The organism is Paractinoplanes aksuensis, assembly GCF_024137025.1.
Taxonomy (GTDB): domain Bacteria; phylum Actinomycetota; class Actinomycetes; order Mycobacteriales; family Micromonosporaceae; genus Actinoplanes; species Actinoplanes aksuensis.
The window spans coordinates 162,524-177,611 of record NZ_JAMYJR010000009.1; the positions used below are offsets into that span (position 1 = coordinate 162,524).

The window sequence follows — 15,088 nt, forward strand, 5'->3', positions numbered from 1 at the left end:
CAAACCTCAACCATCCGCAACCCGACAAGCAGCCCGGCCATCCCGCCCCACAACAAGCGGCGCCCACCCCCCGAGCCCACCGCGACCCGCCCAGCCAATCCCGCACCGCAACGGGCCACCCCCGCCCCCAAGCCCACCGCCACCCGCCGGACCAACCCCACCCCGCAACAGACGACCCCACACCCGAACAGGGCACCATCCGCCCAGCTAATCCGGCACCGCGACACGCCCCCCATGCCCGAGCACTGCACCATCCGGCCCAGCCAATCCGGCACCGCAGCAGGCGACCCGCTGCCCAAGCACACCGCCGCCCGCCCAATCGATACGGCACTGCAACGGGCGACGCCCACGCGCGAGCACGACGCCACCCGCCTTGCTCGTCCCGCACCGCAACAGGCGACGCCCACCAGTGAACGCAGCTCTATTTACCCGGCGAATACGGCATTTCACTACTCGATGCCCGCCGGGAATGCTCAGCGAACAGCCTGGCCATCCCGCCCGCAACGTGCGGCGCCCGCCCTGGGCACAACATCGGCAGCCCCACGAAAGGCCCGAACAACCCTGCACTGCAAAGGGCGGCAAAAGGTGACGCAACCCCCGGAGCCGACACCTCTCGGCGGACAGAGCGCTGCTATCGACTGGCGAGCGCCGCCTTTAGACCTCCGCCGGGAAGCAGAGAAGCAGGAGCCGCGCGGCCGTCGCGTCGGAGGGCAAGCGATGATCTCGCCGGACGCGCCTTACGCTGCTTCGCGTCGGATGGAGCGCCAGCGGGATGCGCTGATGCCGAGTTCGGCGGCCAGCTCCGTCTCGGAGATCTCGGGCCGCGACTCCTTGATCCGCGCCGCCAGCGCCACCGTCTCGGCCGGCGTTCGGCGCGGCTTGGCGACGGTCGGGTGTTCGCCCGTGCGGGCTGTTCGGCCGGTCAGGGCACGGTTGCTCGGGGCCGTACCCGATCGCTGGGCCGGTACCGCCCGGCCGGAGCTCACCGGGGTGCGCGCGGCACCGGGAGCAGGCCGGGGAAGAGCTGCCGCCACCTCAGCCAGTGCCGCCGCCGTAGTCGGGCTCAGCGGCGCCGCCCCACGAGTCGGCGACGAAGGTGCAAGTCCGCGAGTCGGCGACGAAGGTGCAAGTCCGGGGGTCGGCGATGAAGGTGCAAGTCCGCGGGTCGGCGATGATGGTCCAGGGCCACCGGTGGGCGACGAAGGTGCGGGGCCGTTGACCCGAGCGCGTGCCGCGCCGAGCGGACTGGGGATCAGCCCGGGCACCGGCGCCGGCGAAGCAGCGGGCTCAGCCGGCGCGACAGTCTCACCAGGCGCAAAAGCAGCACGAGAGGTGTGGTCAGGTGCGAAAGCATCGCGGGAGGCGGGCTCGGGCGTGGAGGAGTCGCGAGAAGCATGCTCAGGTGCGGAGGACTCACGAGAGGCGCGCTCCAGCGTAGAAATCCGCCCACCCAGCTCGACCAGGCAGATGCTGGCCACCACGATCAGGCCGTCAACCGAGAGCGGCAGCAGATAGGGCGACGCCCCGGTCTCCCCGTAGCGGGCCGCCACCCCCACCATGTGCCAGTACGACACCCAGGCCGCGATCCCCGCGATGATGGCCGTGGCGATCAACCGCATAGCCGCCAGATACCGCCGGTGCACCGGCACCCGCGAGATCAGCTCGACCGTCAGCAGCAGGGCCAGCGGCGGCCAGGCGGCGATGGCCTGGCTGATCGGGTTGTCCCGGGCATGCAGGACGTTGGCCACGACCGAGGCGGCCACGCCCAGCAGCAGCGTGGCCCGGACGGCCCAGCGGACACGTCGCAGCTGTTCCAGGATCACCGGGCCCTCCTCGGACGAGTGTCGAAGGGCGTTCGGGGCGAACGCCGGGCCCATCCTGACGGCTCGATATGACGCAATCGCCTCCGGGACGGGAACCGTGACCGGTCCGTTCCGGAGGCGATGCGACTATGTGATCGTGTCGGGCGGCGTGTCGGCTTGACGCCGTCAGCTCTTCTTTTCGATCTCGGCCCGCAGCTTGGGGAACTCGGCCTTGGCCTTGGCCACCGACTTGAAGTACCAGATGACCATGCCGACGCTGCCCTCGTCGGCCCACGTGCAGATGGCCATGTCGATGCCGGAGGTCTCGGAGCTGCCGCACTTGGCCGCGCCGCCCAGGGCGCCGGTGGGGGCCGTGGTGATGTTGTCGATCTTCAGGCCGCCGATGCCGGCGCCGTAGAAGGTCTGTTCGAGCTCGGCCTTCGGGTTCTTGATGGGGGCCTCGGCCGCCGCCACGATCACGATGTCCTGGTCGGAGACGTCGCCGTAGAGGGCGCCGACCGTGTTGGTCGCGCCCGGCACCGACTCGAGGCCACCCTTGAGCTGCTCGGCGATCGCCGCGAACTGGGCCGACGTGAGCTTCTTGCGGCCGCCCAGGGTGGTCGGCTCGGTGATCGTCACGGTGGCGGCGGCCCGGGTCGGGGGCGCCGTCGTCGGCTCGTCGGTCGGCCCGGCCGTCGAGGTGCTCGTGGGCAGGTTGTTGACCGCGTCCGTCACGTCGTCGGCGGCGTTCTTGCCGACCATGTAGAGGGCCACCACGCCGCCGATGCAGAGCACCAGCACGATCGCGACCGAGACCAGCACGATCGGCAGGACCTTGGACTTCTTCGGCGGCGGAGGCGTGCCGTAGCCACCGGGCTGCTGGCCGAAACCGGGCTGACCGGCGCCGTACTGGGGCTGCTGCTGCCCGTACTGCGGCTGCCCGTAATCAGGTTGCCCGGAGGGCTGGCCGTAGGAGGGCTGCCCCGACGACGGGTAGGCCGAGGTCGGCGGGTAGGCCGGCGGCTCCTGGGGAGTCTGACCCGGGTAGGGCTGGTAAGGCGACTGACCCTGATAAGGCGGCTGACCCTGGTTCGGCTGACCGGAGGAGGGCTCGCCGGGATAGGGCTGGCCGGGGTACGGGGGCTGCGACATCAAGAGCTCCAGGTATCGGGTACCGCGCGAGCCTATCGGTAGTGAGCAATCGACTACGTCCCCCGTTCGCCGGTGGCGGGACGTCATGTGGGCAAAACGGCCGACGCCCCGCGCTGGTGAGCGCGGGGCGTCGGCTATCGGACGGAAAATCAGGCGGGCAGACTGCCCACACCCTGGGGCAGGAACCGCCGGCCGGTCACCCGCTCGGAGGTGCCGCTGCGGTCCAGGTACGGCGTCACGCCACCCAGGTGGAACGGGTAGCCGGCACCGAGGATCATGCACAGGTCGATGTCCTGCGCCTCGGCCACCACGCCCTCGTCCAGCATGATGCGGATCTCCCCGGCCAGCGCGTCGAGCGCCTGGGCCCGTACCTCATCGGCCGACAACGGCGCGGAACCGCCCGCCACCAGCTTGGCCACCTCGGGGTTGATCTCGTCGTCGACCATGACGGGCAGGCCGGCGTCGACGATCTTCTTGAGGTTGGCCGACTCGGCGAACCGGTCGGGGAACGCCTGGTGCAGCGTCTCGCCCACGTGGTAGGCCACCGCCGGTCCCACGAGCTGCAGCAACGCGATCGGGCGCATCGGCAGGCCCAGCGGGTCCATGGCCTCGTTGACCACCTCGAGCGGCGTACCGGAATCGATCGCCTTGAAGATCTCGCTGGTCACGCGGGTCAGCAGGCGGTTGACCACGAAGGCCGGGGCATCCTTGACCAGCACCGACGACTTCTTGAGCTCCTTGCCCACGGCAAAGGCGGTGGCCAGCGTCGCGTCGTCGGTCCGCTCGCCCTTGATGATCTCGAGCAGCGGCAGTACGGCGACCGGGTTGAAGAAGTGGAAGCCGACGACCCGCTCCGGGTGCTCGAGGTCGGCCGCCATCGCCGTCACCGACAGCGAGCTGGTGTTGGTCGCGAGGATCGCCTCGGGCGTGACGATCTTCTCGAGCTCGGCCCAGATCTGCTTCTTGAGCTCGAGGTTCTCGAACACGGCCTCGATCACGAAGTCGGCGTCGGCGAACACCGACTTGTCGACCGAGCCGCTGACCAGGCCGCGCAGCTTGGCCGCCGTGCCCTCGTCGAGACGGCGCTTGGCCACCAGCTTGTCGATCTGGTCGCGTACGTATTGAACGCCCTTGTCGACCCGGGTCTGGTCCAGGTCGGTGAGCACGACCGGCACCTGCAGACGGCGCGCGAACAGCAGCGCGAGCTGCGAGGCCATCAGGCCGGCGCCGACGATGCCGACCTTGGTGACCTTGCGGGCGAGCGACTTGTCGGGCACGCCGACCGGGCGCTTGGCCCGCCGCTGCACCAGGTCGAACGCGTACAGGCTGGCCCGGGACTCGTCGCCCATGATCAGGTCGGCCAGGGCCTCGGTCTCGGCCGCCGTGCCGTCGGAGAACGACGCGTCCTTGGCCAGGGCGAGCAGCTCCAACGCCTTGTTGGCCGAGGGAACAGCGCCGTGCAGCTTCTCGTCGAGCTGCTGCTTGGCGAAGAAGAGCACGCCCTCCCACATGTCCCGATCGATCTCGGGCCGCTGCGGGGTGAGCTCGCCGTCGACGACCGCGGTCGCCCATTCGAGCGAGCGCTCCAGGAAGTCGGCCGGCTCGAACAGCTGGTCGGCCACGCCCAGCTCGACGGCCTGCTTGGGCCGCAGCACCTTCTGGGTCAGCGGGTTCTGCAGGATGACCTGGGCCGCGGCGGGCACGCCGATCAGGTTGGGCAGCAGCTGGCTGCCACCCCAACCGGGGACCAGACCGATCGCGACCTCGGGCAGACCGAGCGCGGCGGCGCCACCGGACACCGTACGGAAATGGCAGTGCAGCGCGACCTCGAGGCCCCCGCCGAGGGCAGCGCCGTTGACGAAGGCAAATGTCGGAATTGCCGAATTCTTTAGCCGCGCGAAAACGCGGTGCCCCAGCTCCCCGAGCTCGATCGCCTGCTCACGCGAAGTGAGGTACGGAATGCCCGTGATGTCGGCGCCGACACAGAAGATGTAGGGCTTGCCGGTGATCGCGATGAAGGCCGGCGAAGCCTCGGTGGCCGCGGTGATCGCGGCGTCCAGCGAAGCCAGGCCGCCCGGCCCGAAGCTGTTCGGCTTCGTGTGGTCGAACCCGTTGTCCAACGTGATGACGGCCGCCTGCCGGCCGCCGCCGATCTGGACGAAGCGGACGAGCGCCTTGGTCACGACCTCGTTCGGGTGCTCGATCACTTCGCCTCCCAGTTCGGGTTCTCCCAGATAACCGTGCCGCCCATGCCGATACCGATGCACATGGCGGTGAGGCCGTAGCGGACCTCCGGGTGCTCGGCGAAGTGCCGCGCGAGCTGCGTCATCAGGCGTACGCCGGACGAGGCGAGCGGGTGACCGATGGCGATCGCGCCGCCCCACGGGTTCACCCGCGGGTCGTCGTCGGCGATGCCGTAGTGGTCGAGGAACGCCAGCACCTGGATCGCGAACGCCTCGTTCAGCTCGAACAGGCCGATGTCGTCGATCGTCAGGCCGGCCTTCTTCAGCGCCTTCTCGGTCGACGGGATCGGGCCGTACCCCATGATCTCGGGCTCGACGCCGACGAAACCGTACGAGACCATCCGCATCGCCACCGGCAGACCCAGCTCACGAGCCGTGTCCTCGCTGGCCAGCAGGGCCGCGGTGGCGCCGTCGTTGAGCCCGGCGGCATTACCCGCGGTCACCCGGCCGTGCGGGCGGAACGGGGTCTTCAGCGTGGCCAGCTTCTCCATCGACGTCTCGCGCGGCGCCTCGTCGACCGTGGCCAGCCCCCAGCCCTGCTCGGCGCTGCGCAGCGCGACCGGCACCAGATCGGGCTGGAGCTTGCCGTCGGCGTACGCCTTGGCCGTCTTGAGCTGGGAGTTCAGGCCGTACCGGTCGGCCCGCTCCTTGGTGATCCCGGGCAGCCGGTCGTGCAGGTTCTCGGCCGTCGAGCCCATGACCAGCGCCGACGGGTCGACCAGCTTCTCGGCCAGGATCCGCGGGTTGGGGTCGACGCCCTCGCCCATCGGGTGCCGGCCCATGTGCTCGACGCCGCCCGCGATCGCCACGTCGTAGGCGCCCATCGCGATGCCGCCGGCCACATTAGTCACGGCCGTCATCGCGCCCGCGCACATGCGGTCGATCGCGTAGCCGGGCACAGTCTTGGGCAGGCCGGACAGCAGGGCGGCGGTGCGCCCGATGGTCAGGCCCTGATCGCCGATCTGGGTGGTGGCCGCGATCGCGACCTCGTCGACCCGATCCGGCGGGAGCTGGGGATTGCGGCGCATCAGCTCGCGGATGCAGCGGATGACCAGGTCGTCGGCGCGGGTCTCGGCATACATGCCGCCCGCCTTGCCGAACGGTGTGCGGACGCCGTCAACAAAGACGACTTCGCGTATCTCACGGGGCACGGGACCTCCTAGCGCGGTGGTGGGTGAATGCTACTCGCCAGTAACTAAGCAGTGCCACCCAGTCCGTAAAACTTCACAAAGCCGAAGATCAAGATCATGTCGTGGCGGGGTGGTAGGTGCAGACCGCCGCTCACGCCGAGGGCCGCGCCGGCGCGAGCAGGGCGCTGGCGCGCCCAGAACGCCCACCCCGCCCCGGCGACGTGCGTGAGCGGTTGCGCCCAACCCCGAAAATCCGCGTTTGTGCTGCTCGAAGTGCTTTTGGACGGGACCGTTCGGGTGAGACCGATGATCTCTGGGTAAGCGTAGCTTCACGCTATGAGCAAGCCGTTGAGGTGCCGCATCGGGTGGCACAAGTGGGTGCGGCGCTTCAACGCCGAGGGAAGTCGCTACTCCCAGTGCGAACGCTGCGGCAACGACGACGGCCGCGGCCGACCCCACTGGGGCGCCGGCCCCATGGGCTGACCCCGTCCCGGCCGCGCGTGGGACGGCCGGGCCGGGCGCAGCCCTACTCAGGCGATGCCAAGCCCTTTGGCTCGCGGCACGGAGGCCGACGCCACCGCCACGGGCGTGGCATCCGCGGTCGGCAGCGACACCGTCACTTCGAGACCACCGCCATCCTGGGCAACGGCCGAGACCGTGCCGCCATGCGCATCACAGACCGCCCGCACGATCGACAGCCCCAGCCCCGACCCGCGCGACCCCGTGCGCTCCCAGCCCCCGCGCCGGAACGGCTCGAACAGCCCCGGCACGTCCCCCGGCTCGACCTCGTACCCGGTGTTGCCCACCACCAGCACCGCATGCCCGTTCACCGTCGAGGTCCGCAACCACAACCGCCCCAAAAGGTGGTTGTAACGGATGGCGTTCTCAATCAGATTCCCGGCCAACCGGTCCAACAGCGACGGATCCCCCACCACCGGCGCCGCCTGCAGATCGGTCGTCACCTCGAGCTTGAGCCGTTCGGCCTCCGCCTGCACCGCCGACAACGCCGTGGTCGCGCTCATCGCCAGGTCAGCCGGCACCTTCCGCACCAGCCTGCGCCCCGACTGCGCCTCGGACCGGGCCAGCACCAGCAGCGCGTCGACCAGCCCGTTGGCCCGTTCCGAGGCGTTGCGCACGACCTTGGCCATCCGCCGGTACTCGGCCACGTCGGCCTCGTCGTCGGTCAGCGTCACGTCGATCTCGGTGCGCATCACGGCCAGCGGTGTCCGCAGTTCGTGCGACGCGTTGGCCACGAATCTCTTCTGTGATTCGAAGGCCCCGGCCAGCCGGTCGAGCATCGCGTCGAACGTACGGGCCAGCTCGGCCACCTCGTCGTCCGCGCCCGAGTACTTGATGCGCTGGTCGAGCGTCTCCTCGCCGAGCCGGCGCGCGGTCTGGGTGACGTTGTGCAACGGCCGCAGCGCCCGCCCGGCCACCGCGTACGCCCCGGCGATGCCGATGATTCCGATCGCGACCAGCGCCGCCAGCCCCTTGACCAGCATCTCGCGTGACGCCTGGTCGACCAGCGCCTCCTGCCAGCCGAGCGCGTCGACCGTGCGCCCGTCGGTCAGCGTGACCGTGGAGCCGGGCCGCAGGTCGACCCCGGGGTGCATGACGTCGCCGACGAGCAGCCAGGCCAGCAGCACCAGGATCGCCCCGGCCCCGACCAGCAGAATGCCGTTGAGCAGGGTGAGCCGCAGCCGCAGCGTGGGCCGCAGGGTGAAACCGGGGCCGCGTTTGGCCCGCCCGAGATAGACCGTCATGAGAGGACGACCGGTTCGGGCACGCGATACCCCGCCCCGACCACGGTCTCGATCAGCGGCGGATCGCCGACCTTTTTGCGCAGCGTCATCACGGTCACCCGTACGGTCGTGGTGAAGGGGTCGGTGTTGGCGTCCCAGACGCGTTCCAGCAGCTCCTCGCTCGACACCACCCCGCCCCGGGCCTTGAGCAGCTCTTCGAGCACGCCGAACTCCTTGTTGGTGAGCTCGATCGGGGTGCCGCCGCGGGTCACCACCCGGCGGGTCTGGTCGAGCACCAGGTTGCCCACGGTGAGCACGGGCGGGGCGGCCGGGGTGGCCCGCCGGCCCAGCGCCTGCACCCGGGCCACCAGCTCTTCGAACGCGAACGGCTTGGCCAGGTAGTCGTCGGCCCCGAGCTGCAGCCCCTCGACCCGGTCGGCGACCGTGCCGCTGGCGGTCAGCATGAGCACCCGGGTCAGCGCGCCCGATTCGACCAGGGCCGCGCAGATCTCGTCGCCGTGCATGCCGGGCAGGTCGCGGTCGAGCACCACCACGTCGTACCGGGTCACGTAGGCCATCTCGTGCCCCTGCAACCCGTCGTACGCGACGTCGACCGCCATCCCCTTGCGCCGCAGTCCCCGTGCGATCGCGTCACAGAGGTTCCGCTCGTCCTCGACCACCAGCACCCGCACCGCAGTTCCTCCGTCAACCTCGCCGGCCACAGCCTCGCTGACCCGGGGTGAACCGGGTGTGAAGAGGCAGCGCCTGAAGGTTACCCAAGCGGCCACAGGGCGACGTCGGCGTCGACCAGCCGGCAGATGAGCAGACCGGCGGCGGCTTGACAGCTGTTGGAGACGTCGTCGGCCGTGCCGAGCAGGCGGATCGAGAGGGTGGCCGGGTCGAGGATGCCGTAGTGCAGCAGGTACGAGCCGCGGACGTCGAGCTTGCCGTAGAACCGCCCGTCCCCGGTGCTCGCCAGGTACTCCCAGCGGCCGAAGTTGCCCCGGGCCTGCCCGGTCGCCGGGTCGAGCACCCACAGGCCGGGTTCGTCCTGTCCCCGTTCGGCCCGGGTGGCCAGCAGATAATCACCGACCCCGTCCGCGTACGCGTAATAGGCCGACCGCCACAACTCGCGCCCCGTGTCCGGGTCGATGGCGGTCATCCCCCGCTGGTGCTGGAAAGTGCAGATCAGCCGGCCGCAGCTGGCCTGCATCCAGCTCGTCGACAGATCGGCCCCGGTGTGCCAGAGCGGGGTCAGCCCGGGCAGCCGGTACGCGCCGAACCCGGCCTTCCCCTCGTCGGCCATGACCAGGTCGTCGACCGGCCAGACCAGCCCGTTGGCCCGTCCCGGCCGCGGCGGCAGCGTGCGTGTGGCGATCAGCGCGCCGGTGTGCGGGTCGTGGCTCTCCAGCCGGCCGGAGTCGCTCAGCAGCACCAGCCAGCCCGGGAAGTCGCCGGCCCACCCGGTCTCGGCGATGTAGCCGTCCGAGGGCCGGGCCAGCTTCCAGCGGATGGCCCCGGTCCGCAGGTCGACCCCGAGCACGGCCTCGTCGGTGCCGAGCAGCACCAGCTGGTCGGCGGCGGAGATCGCGATCAGCCGGGCCGTCCGCCGCCACCGGGTGTGGTCGGTGCCCTCGGCCACGGCCACCGCGGCCCAGATGCCGCTGGCGTCGACCTGGTACGAGACGACCATGGTGTCGCCCGCGAGCAGCACCTGGTTGATGCCGCCCGAGACGGTGACCGTGGTGCTGCTGAGCAGCCGGGCCGCGGGCAGGGCGTAGTTGCGCACGACCCGCCGGCTGACCTGCGAGACGAACGTGGCCGAGCCGCTGACCAGCAGCATCCGGCCGTCGTCGAGGAACATGGTGTCGCCCAGCCGGGCCGGCACTATCGTCGGCGCGGGCCGGACAGGCAAGGGCACGGCCGCCGTGATCAGGCCCAGCAGGGCGATGGACAGCAGCGCCAGCAGGGCCCGGCGCGGGACCAGCCGGTCGTCCTCGACGGCGACGGGCGGCGCCTCGCGGGGCACCTCGCCGAGTTCGATGACTTCGTTCGCCACGGCGCACCCCCGCCCATTGTGGCGCTGCGCGGGTCAGACCCGATAGGCCCAGATTCGCAGTTCGCCCTCGGTGCGGCACACCACGTGCCGTTCGTCGGCGGCGCAGTCGCTGACCGGCCCGTCGGTCCGGCCCAGCGGCTGGATCAGGTCGCGCTGCGCGAGCACCACACCGAAGCTGCTGGCCCCGCCGTCGTGGCCGCGCCGCAGCACCATGGGCCCGCCGGGTTGCCCGAGCAGCTCATGGGGCCAGCCGGCCAGGTCGACGCGGGTGGCGCCGGTGACCGGGTCGGCCAGCCGCCGGGGCAGCCCCGACTCGCTGTCCAGCTCGATCACGTAGCCGTCCTGCTTGCTCAGGTCGACGTCGTCGGCGGCCCGCCAGCGGGCCGCACCGGTGGCGGGGTCGAGCACGTCCAGCGTCCGGCGTTCGCCCGAGCAGAACAGCTCGCTGCAGCTGGCCGGGTCGGTCAGTTCGGGCACAGGTCGCGACCAGCGCTGCTCGAGGGTCTCGGCCGAGTAGGCGACCTCTTTCCGGGGCAGGCCGTCCTGGCCGAACGTGACCGCCATGAGCCCGTCGACCACGGCGCCGCCGGTCGGCCCTTCCCCTTGGAACTGCGCCATGGGCGTGGTCCGCACGACGGCGCCGGTCAGGCCGTCGATGCGCTGGAGCCGGTCGGACGACAGCATCAGCACCGCCGGTTCGTCGCCCGGCGCGACCGACACGTTGACCGCTCCCGGGGCGCCCACGGTCCAGAGCGTCCGGCCGGTGGCGAGATCGACGCCGCGCACGTCGGTCCGCAGCGGGGGCTCGGTGTGCGGTTCGCCGGTGGCTGAGAAGAACAATTGGCCGGGCTCGCCCGACGCCTGGTCGTAGACCGTGTCCGGCCGGAACTCGTACTCCGGCACCAGGCCCACCCGGCCGCCCGGCAACGGCGTGACCGTGGCCGGGGACGTCCAGCGGGTCCGGCCGGTGCGGGCGTCGACGACCGCGGTGGTGAACCGGTACGAGAACAGCACCACATCGCCCACCTGCTGGGCGTAGAGCCCGCCCCAGCCCATGTCGTCGGGATCGGTGGCCTCGAAGCGCAGGGTGTTCTGCCACAACTGCCGGGGCGGCTCGGCGATGCTCCATGCGGTGGTCACTCGGTGAAACCCGCTGACCGCGACGGTGTAGACCCGGCCGCCGGAGAGCTGGAACGGCGACTCGGGCCCGCCGGGTGCGGGCACCGCGCCGAGGTAACGCCAGAGCACAGGGGTGATCGGGGCCGCGCCGCCGATGGTGAGCACGAGCACGGCCACCAGGACCAGACCGGGCACCCGGTAGCGGTGGGCCGGCGGCGGGGCGTTCAGCGTGGGGTCGGGCGGGGCCGTCAGGTCCAGCTCGATCACCGCCAACGCCTACCCCTTCCGGTCGTACGCCCAGACGACGAGCTGGCCGTACATCGAGCGGCACACCAGCCGCTCGGGCGCGGCCTGGCAGTCGCCGGTGCCGGCCGGCAGCGGTCCCAGCAGTCGCGGCCGTGTCTCGCCCGGCTGGGCGACGGCGACCATGCTACGGCCTCCGGACTCCTCCGACCGCGTGACCAGCAGGTGGTCCTCGTTACCGGCGCCGTGGATCGGCCGCCATCCGGTCAGGTCGACCTGCAACTCCCCGGTGTCCGGATCGATCAGGCCGAGCGGCTGGGTGTTCTCGGCCGACCCGTACGCGACGAACGAGTGACCGAACTGCTGGACGCCCCGCCACTGCGGGTTGGCCCAGCGCACGTCCCCGGTCGCCGGGTCGATGGCGCGCATCCCGTCCGGCCCGGTCAGACAGGCCAGCACCCCGCAGGGCTCGATCTCGTAGAAGCCGTCGGCCGGTTGCGACCACAGGTTGCGCAGGGTCACCCCGTCGTACGCCGAGAACTCCATGTCGGGCCGGCCGGGGTGCCGCAGCAGGATCGTCCCGTCGACCACCACCGGGTTGCTCGGGTCGTAGTCGGCCGGCGGCACGGCCGCGGTGGTCAGCCGCTCGCCGGTGACCAGATCGTGCACGGCCATCGTGCGGTCGTCGTGCACCAGCAGCATCCGCGTGCCGGAGTCGCCCGGCCCGGGCAGCCCGGTCAGCACGGCGCTGGACGGCACGTCGACGGTCCACCGGGTGCCCCCGGTCACCGGGTCGATGGCGTCGATCGGCCCCTGCACCCGCCGGGCCGCCCCGCCCATGCTGCGGGTGGGTGAGGCGGCGAGCAGGGTCGGCGACCCGGCCAGGGTGACCACGCTGCCGGTCCGGCTCCACTTCTCGGTGCCGTCGGCGAGCGAGATCGCCGTGGTGCCGGGGTCGCGCGAGCCGATGGTCCACGGCCGCATCAGGATCAGGCCGGAGCCGAGCCGCAGCCGGAAGGCGGGCGCGGTCTGCCCGGCCTCCCACTGCGTCTCGCCGTCGGCCAGGTCGTAGGCGCTGAGCATGCCGAACGTCTGGGCCAGCAGGCGGCCGTCGTCGGTCAGCGCGTACGCGTCGGCCGGCCCCACCTCGAGGCTGAAGACCTCGGTCAGCGGGGCCTTGGCCGGGGCGATCGAGGAGCCCGCGGTGAACAGCACGAGCGCGGCCAGGACGGCGGCCGGGAACCAGATCGGGAACACCGAGCGCTGCGGCGAATCGTACGAATCAGGTTCCCCGCGTTCCAGGCCCAGATCGATGATCACCGTGTTGCTCTGCACCGTCATTCCCTAAAGGTAACGAGCAGATAACGGCGACGCCCCACGCCGGTCCGTTTCGCGGGGCTATCGCCGATTTACCAGTGCCGTGAATCACGCTTTCCGCTGAAGCTCGGGCTGGTCCGCGAGCTTCGAGATCCACTCGGTGACGTCGCGGGCCACGTCCTGCGCGGTCAGACCGAGCTCGGCCAGGATCTCGGCCCGGGTGCCGTGCGGGTGCCAGCCGGCCGGCACGCCGAAGTCGCGCAGCGGCACCTCGACACCCGCGTCGCGCAGCGCGCTGGCCACCGCGTCGCCCACGCCGCCGGCCCGGACGCCGTCCTCGAGCGTGACGACCAGGCGGTGCTGCGCGGCCAGGCCACTGAGCTCGATCGGCACCGGGCGCACCCAGCGCGGGTCGACCACGGTGACGCCGAAGCCCTGCTCGGCCAGGCGGCCGGCGACGTCGAGGCCCAGCCCGGCGAACGAGCCCACGGCGACCAGCAGCACGTCCTTGCCCTCGTCCTCGCGCAGCACGTCGACCTGGCCGACGCGGCGCAGCGCGGGCACCGGGGCCGGGACGGCACCGGTCGGGTACCGCAGGACGGTCGGGCCGTCCTCGACCGCGACCGCCTCGCGCAGTTCCTCGCGCAGCGTCGCCTCGTCGCGCGGCGCCGCGATCCGCAGGCCCGGGACCACGCCGAGGACGCTCATGTCCCAGATGCCGTAGTGGCTCGGCCCGTCGGGACCGGTGATGCCGGCCCGGTCGAGCGCGAAGGTGACCGGGAGCTCGTGCAGCGCCACGTCGAGCAGCAGCTGGTCGAACGCGCGGTTGAGGAACGTCGAGAAGAGCGCGACCACCGGGTGCAGCCCGCCCATGGCCAGGCCGGCCGCGCTGGTCACCGCGTGCTGCTCGGCGATGCCCACGTCGTACGCCCGCTCGGGGTGCTTCTTGGCCAGCGCGGCGATGCCCACCGGCTCGGCCATGGCCGCCGTGATGCCCACCACGTCGGGCCGCTCGTCGGCGATCTTGACCAGCTCGTCGGCGAAGACGTTGGTCCACTTCAGCTTGGCCGCGCCGAGCGACTTGCCGGTCTCGATGCTGAACGCGGCCGGACTGTGCAGGCAGTCGGCCTCGTCCTGCTCGGCCGGCCGGTAGCCGTAGCCCTTGCGGGTGACCGCGTGCACGATCACCGGGGCGTCGAAGCCCTTGGCCCGGCGCAGCGCCGATTCCATGGCCTGCTGGTCGTGACCGTCGACCGGGCCGAGGTACTTGATGCCGAGGTCTTCGAACATGGGCTGCGGGCTGACCGCGTCCTTGATGCCGCGCTTGACCGCGTGCAGCACCTCGTAGACCGGCTTGCCCACCACCGGGGTCGAGCCCAGCGCGTCCTTGACCAGGTCGAGCACTTTCTCGTAGCCCGGGTTGAGCCGCAGCGTGGAGAGGTGGTCGGCCAGGCCGCCGATGGTCGGCGCGTACGACCGGCCGTTGTCGTTGACGACGATGACCAGCCTGTTCTTGGCGGCCGCGATGTTGTTCAGCGCCTCCCAGCACATTCCGCCGGTGAGCGCGCCGTCGCCGACGACGGCCACCACGTGCCTGTCCTCGCCGCGCAGGGCGAACGCCTTGGACATGCCGTCGGCGTACGACAGGGCGGTCGAGGCGTGCGAGTTCTCGATGAAGTCGTGCTCGCTCTCGGCCCGGCTCGGGTAGCCGGTGAGGCCGCCGCGCTGGCGCAGCAGGTCGAAGCCGTCCTGCCGACCGGTGACGATCTTGTGGACGTACGCCTGGTGGCCGGTGTCGAACAGCACGCGGTCGCGCGGCGAGTCGAAGACCCGGTGGATGGCCAGGGTCGTCTCGACGACGCCGAGGTTGGGGCCGAGGTGGCCGCCGGTGCGCGACACCTTGGCCACCAGGAAGTCGCGAATCTCCGCCGCCAGCACGGTCAACTGCTCAGGGGTGAGGCGCTTGAGGTCACCCGGAGAGGTGATGCTGGCCAGGATGCCGTCAGAGGCGGGGAGGTCGCTCATGAGGCCCTAGTCTATCGGCGCGGGGCGACAACGCATCCTGTCCGAAGGGCCGTCCTCAGCTCCTACACATAACCGACACATGTACGTGACCTGCGACCATGCGGTGATCTACCGCACAGTAACAACCCGATATCAAAGCCTCCGGTCGCGTCGGGCAGACTTGAGGCACGCGACTGGCGGCACCGGGGATGGATCGACCATCGGGGAGCCTGTCACGGGGAAGTCGACCGCCTGGGCCCCCGTGCGAGAAGGTGGT

General features: G+C 71.2%; 11 protein-coding genes and 1 riboswitch. Of the genes, 1 reads left to right on the top strand and 10 read right to left on the bottom strand.

Features of this window, described 5'->3' with window-relative positions; translation table 11 throughout:
* Positions 1–737: 737 nt before the first annotated feature.
* The 4 genes from M1L60_RS09770 to M1L60_RS09785 all read right to left on the bottom strand — a co-directional run bounded on the left by M1L60_RS09770 (position 738) and on the right by M1L60_RS09785 (position 6,348).
* Positions 738–1,823, bottom strand: a complete 1,086-nt coding sequence (locus M1L60_RS09770; RefSeq protein WP_253237003.1) for a DUF2637 domain-containing protein — start codon at positions 1,821–1,823, stop codon at positions 738–740.
* Between the two features lie 165 nt (positions 1,824–1,988).
* Positions 1,989–2,954 carry a hypothetical protein gene (locus tag M1L60_RS09775; protein WP_253237004.1) on the bottom strand — a complete coding sequence of 322 codons (966 nt, stop codon included), beginning with the start codon at positions 2,952–2,954 and terminating at the stop codon, positions 1,989–1,991.
* Between the two features lie 149 nt (positions 2,955–3,103).
* The gene (locus tag M1L60_RS09780; RefSeq protein WP_253237005.1) at positions 3,104–5,161 is read right to left on the bottom strand and encodes a 3-hydroxyacyl-CoA dehydrogenase NAD-binding domain-containing protein; all 2,058 of its coding nucleotides are present in this window, start codon (positions 5,159–5,161) and stop codon (positions 3,104–3,106) included.
* Positions 5,158–6,348, bottom strand: a complete 1,191-nt coding sequence (locus tag M1L60_RS09785; protein ID WP_253237006.1) for a thiolase family protein — start codon at positions 6,346–6,348, stop codon at positions 5,158–5,160. Before M1L60_RS09785 ends, M1L60_RS09780 begins: the two co-directional genes overlap by 4 nt.
* Before the next feature lie 315 nt (positions 6,349–6,663).
* Here M1L60_RS09785 and M1L60_RS09790 point away from each other — a divergent pair, with 315 nt between their 5' ends.
* Complete coding sequence (locus tag M1L60_RS09790; protein ID WP_253237007.1) at positions 6,664–6,810, top strand: hypothetical protein; 147 nt, start codon at positions 6,664–6,666, stop codon at positions 6,808–6,810.
* A gap of 47 nt (positions 6,811–6,857) precedes the next feature.
* Here the strand turns inward: M1L60_RS09790 and M1L60_RS09795 are convergent, their stop codons facing one another.
* From M1L60_RS09795 to dxs, 6 genes are all read right to left on the bottom strand, one after another.
* Positions 6,858–8,090 (bottom strand): sensor histidine kinase, encoded by a 1,233-nt coding sequence (locus M1L60_RS09795; RefSeq protein ID WP_253237008.1) that lies wholly within the window; start codon positions 8,088–8,090, stop codon positions 6,858–6,860.
* Complete coding sequence (locus M1L60_RS09800) at positions 8,087–8,761, bottom strand: response regulator transcription factor (protein ID WP_133874990.1); 675 nt, start codon at positions 8,759–8,761, stop codon at positions 8,087–8,089. The genes M1L60_RS09795 and M1L60_RS09800 overlap by 4 nt, the downstream gene beginning before the upstream one ends.
* Positions 8,762–8,841: 80 nt before the next feature.
* Positions 8,842–10,128 carry a PQQ-binding-like beta-propeller repeat protein gene (locus M1L60_RS09805; RefSeq protein ID WP_253237009.1) on the bottom strand — a complete coding sequence of 429 codons (1,287 nt, stop codon included), beginning with the start codon at positions 10,126–10,128 and terminating at the stop codon, positions 8,842–8,844.
* 33 nt (positions 10,129–10,161) lie between these two features.
* Entirely contained in the window at positions 10,162–11,514 is a 1,353-nt protein-coding gene (locus M1L60_RS09810) for an outer membrane protein assembly factor BamB family protein (RefSeq protein WP_253237010.1), read from the bottom strand.
* A gap of 9 nt (positions 11,515–11,523) precedes the next feature.
* A complete protein-coding gene (locus M1L60_RS09815) occupies positions 11,524–12,831 on the bottom strand; it encodes an outer membrane protein assembly factor BamB family protein (protein WP_253237011.1) in 1,308 nt (435 codons plus the stop codon).
* An 84-nt stretch (positions 12,832–12,915) separates the two neighbouring features.
* Positions 12,916–14,832 carry a 1-deoxy-D-xylulose-5-phosphate synthase gene (gene dxs, locus M1L60_RS09820; protein ID WP_253237012.1) on the bottom strand — a complete coding sequence of 639 codons (1,917 nt, stop codon included), beginning with the start codon at positions 14,830–14,832 and terminating at the stop codon, positions 12,916–12,918.
* A gap of 159 nt (positions 14,833–14,991) precedes the next feature.
* A riboswitch (ZMP/ZTP riboswitch) is annotated at positions 14,992–15,076 on the top strand.
* Positions 15,077–15,088: the final 12 nt, after the last annotated feature.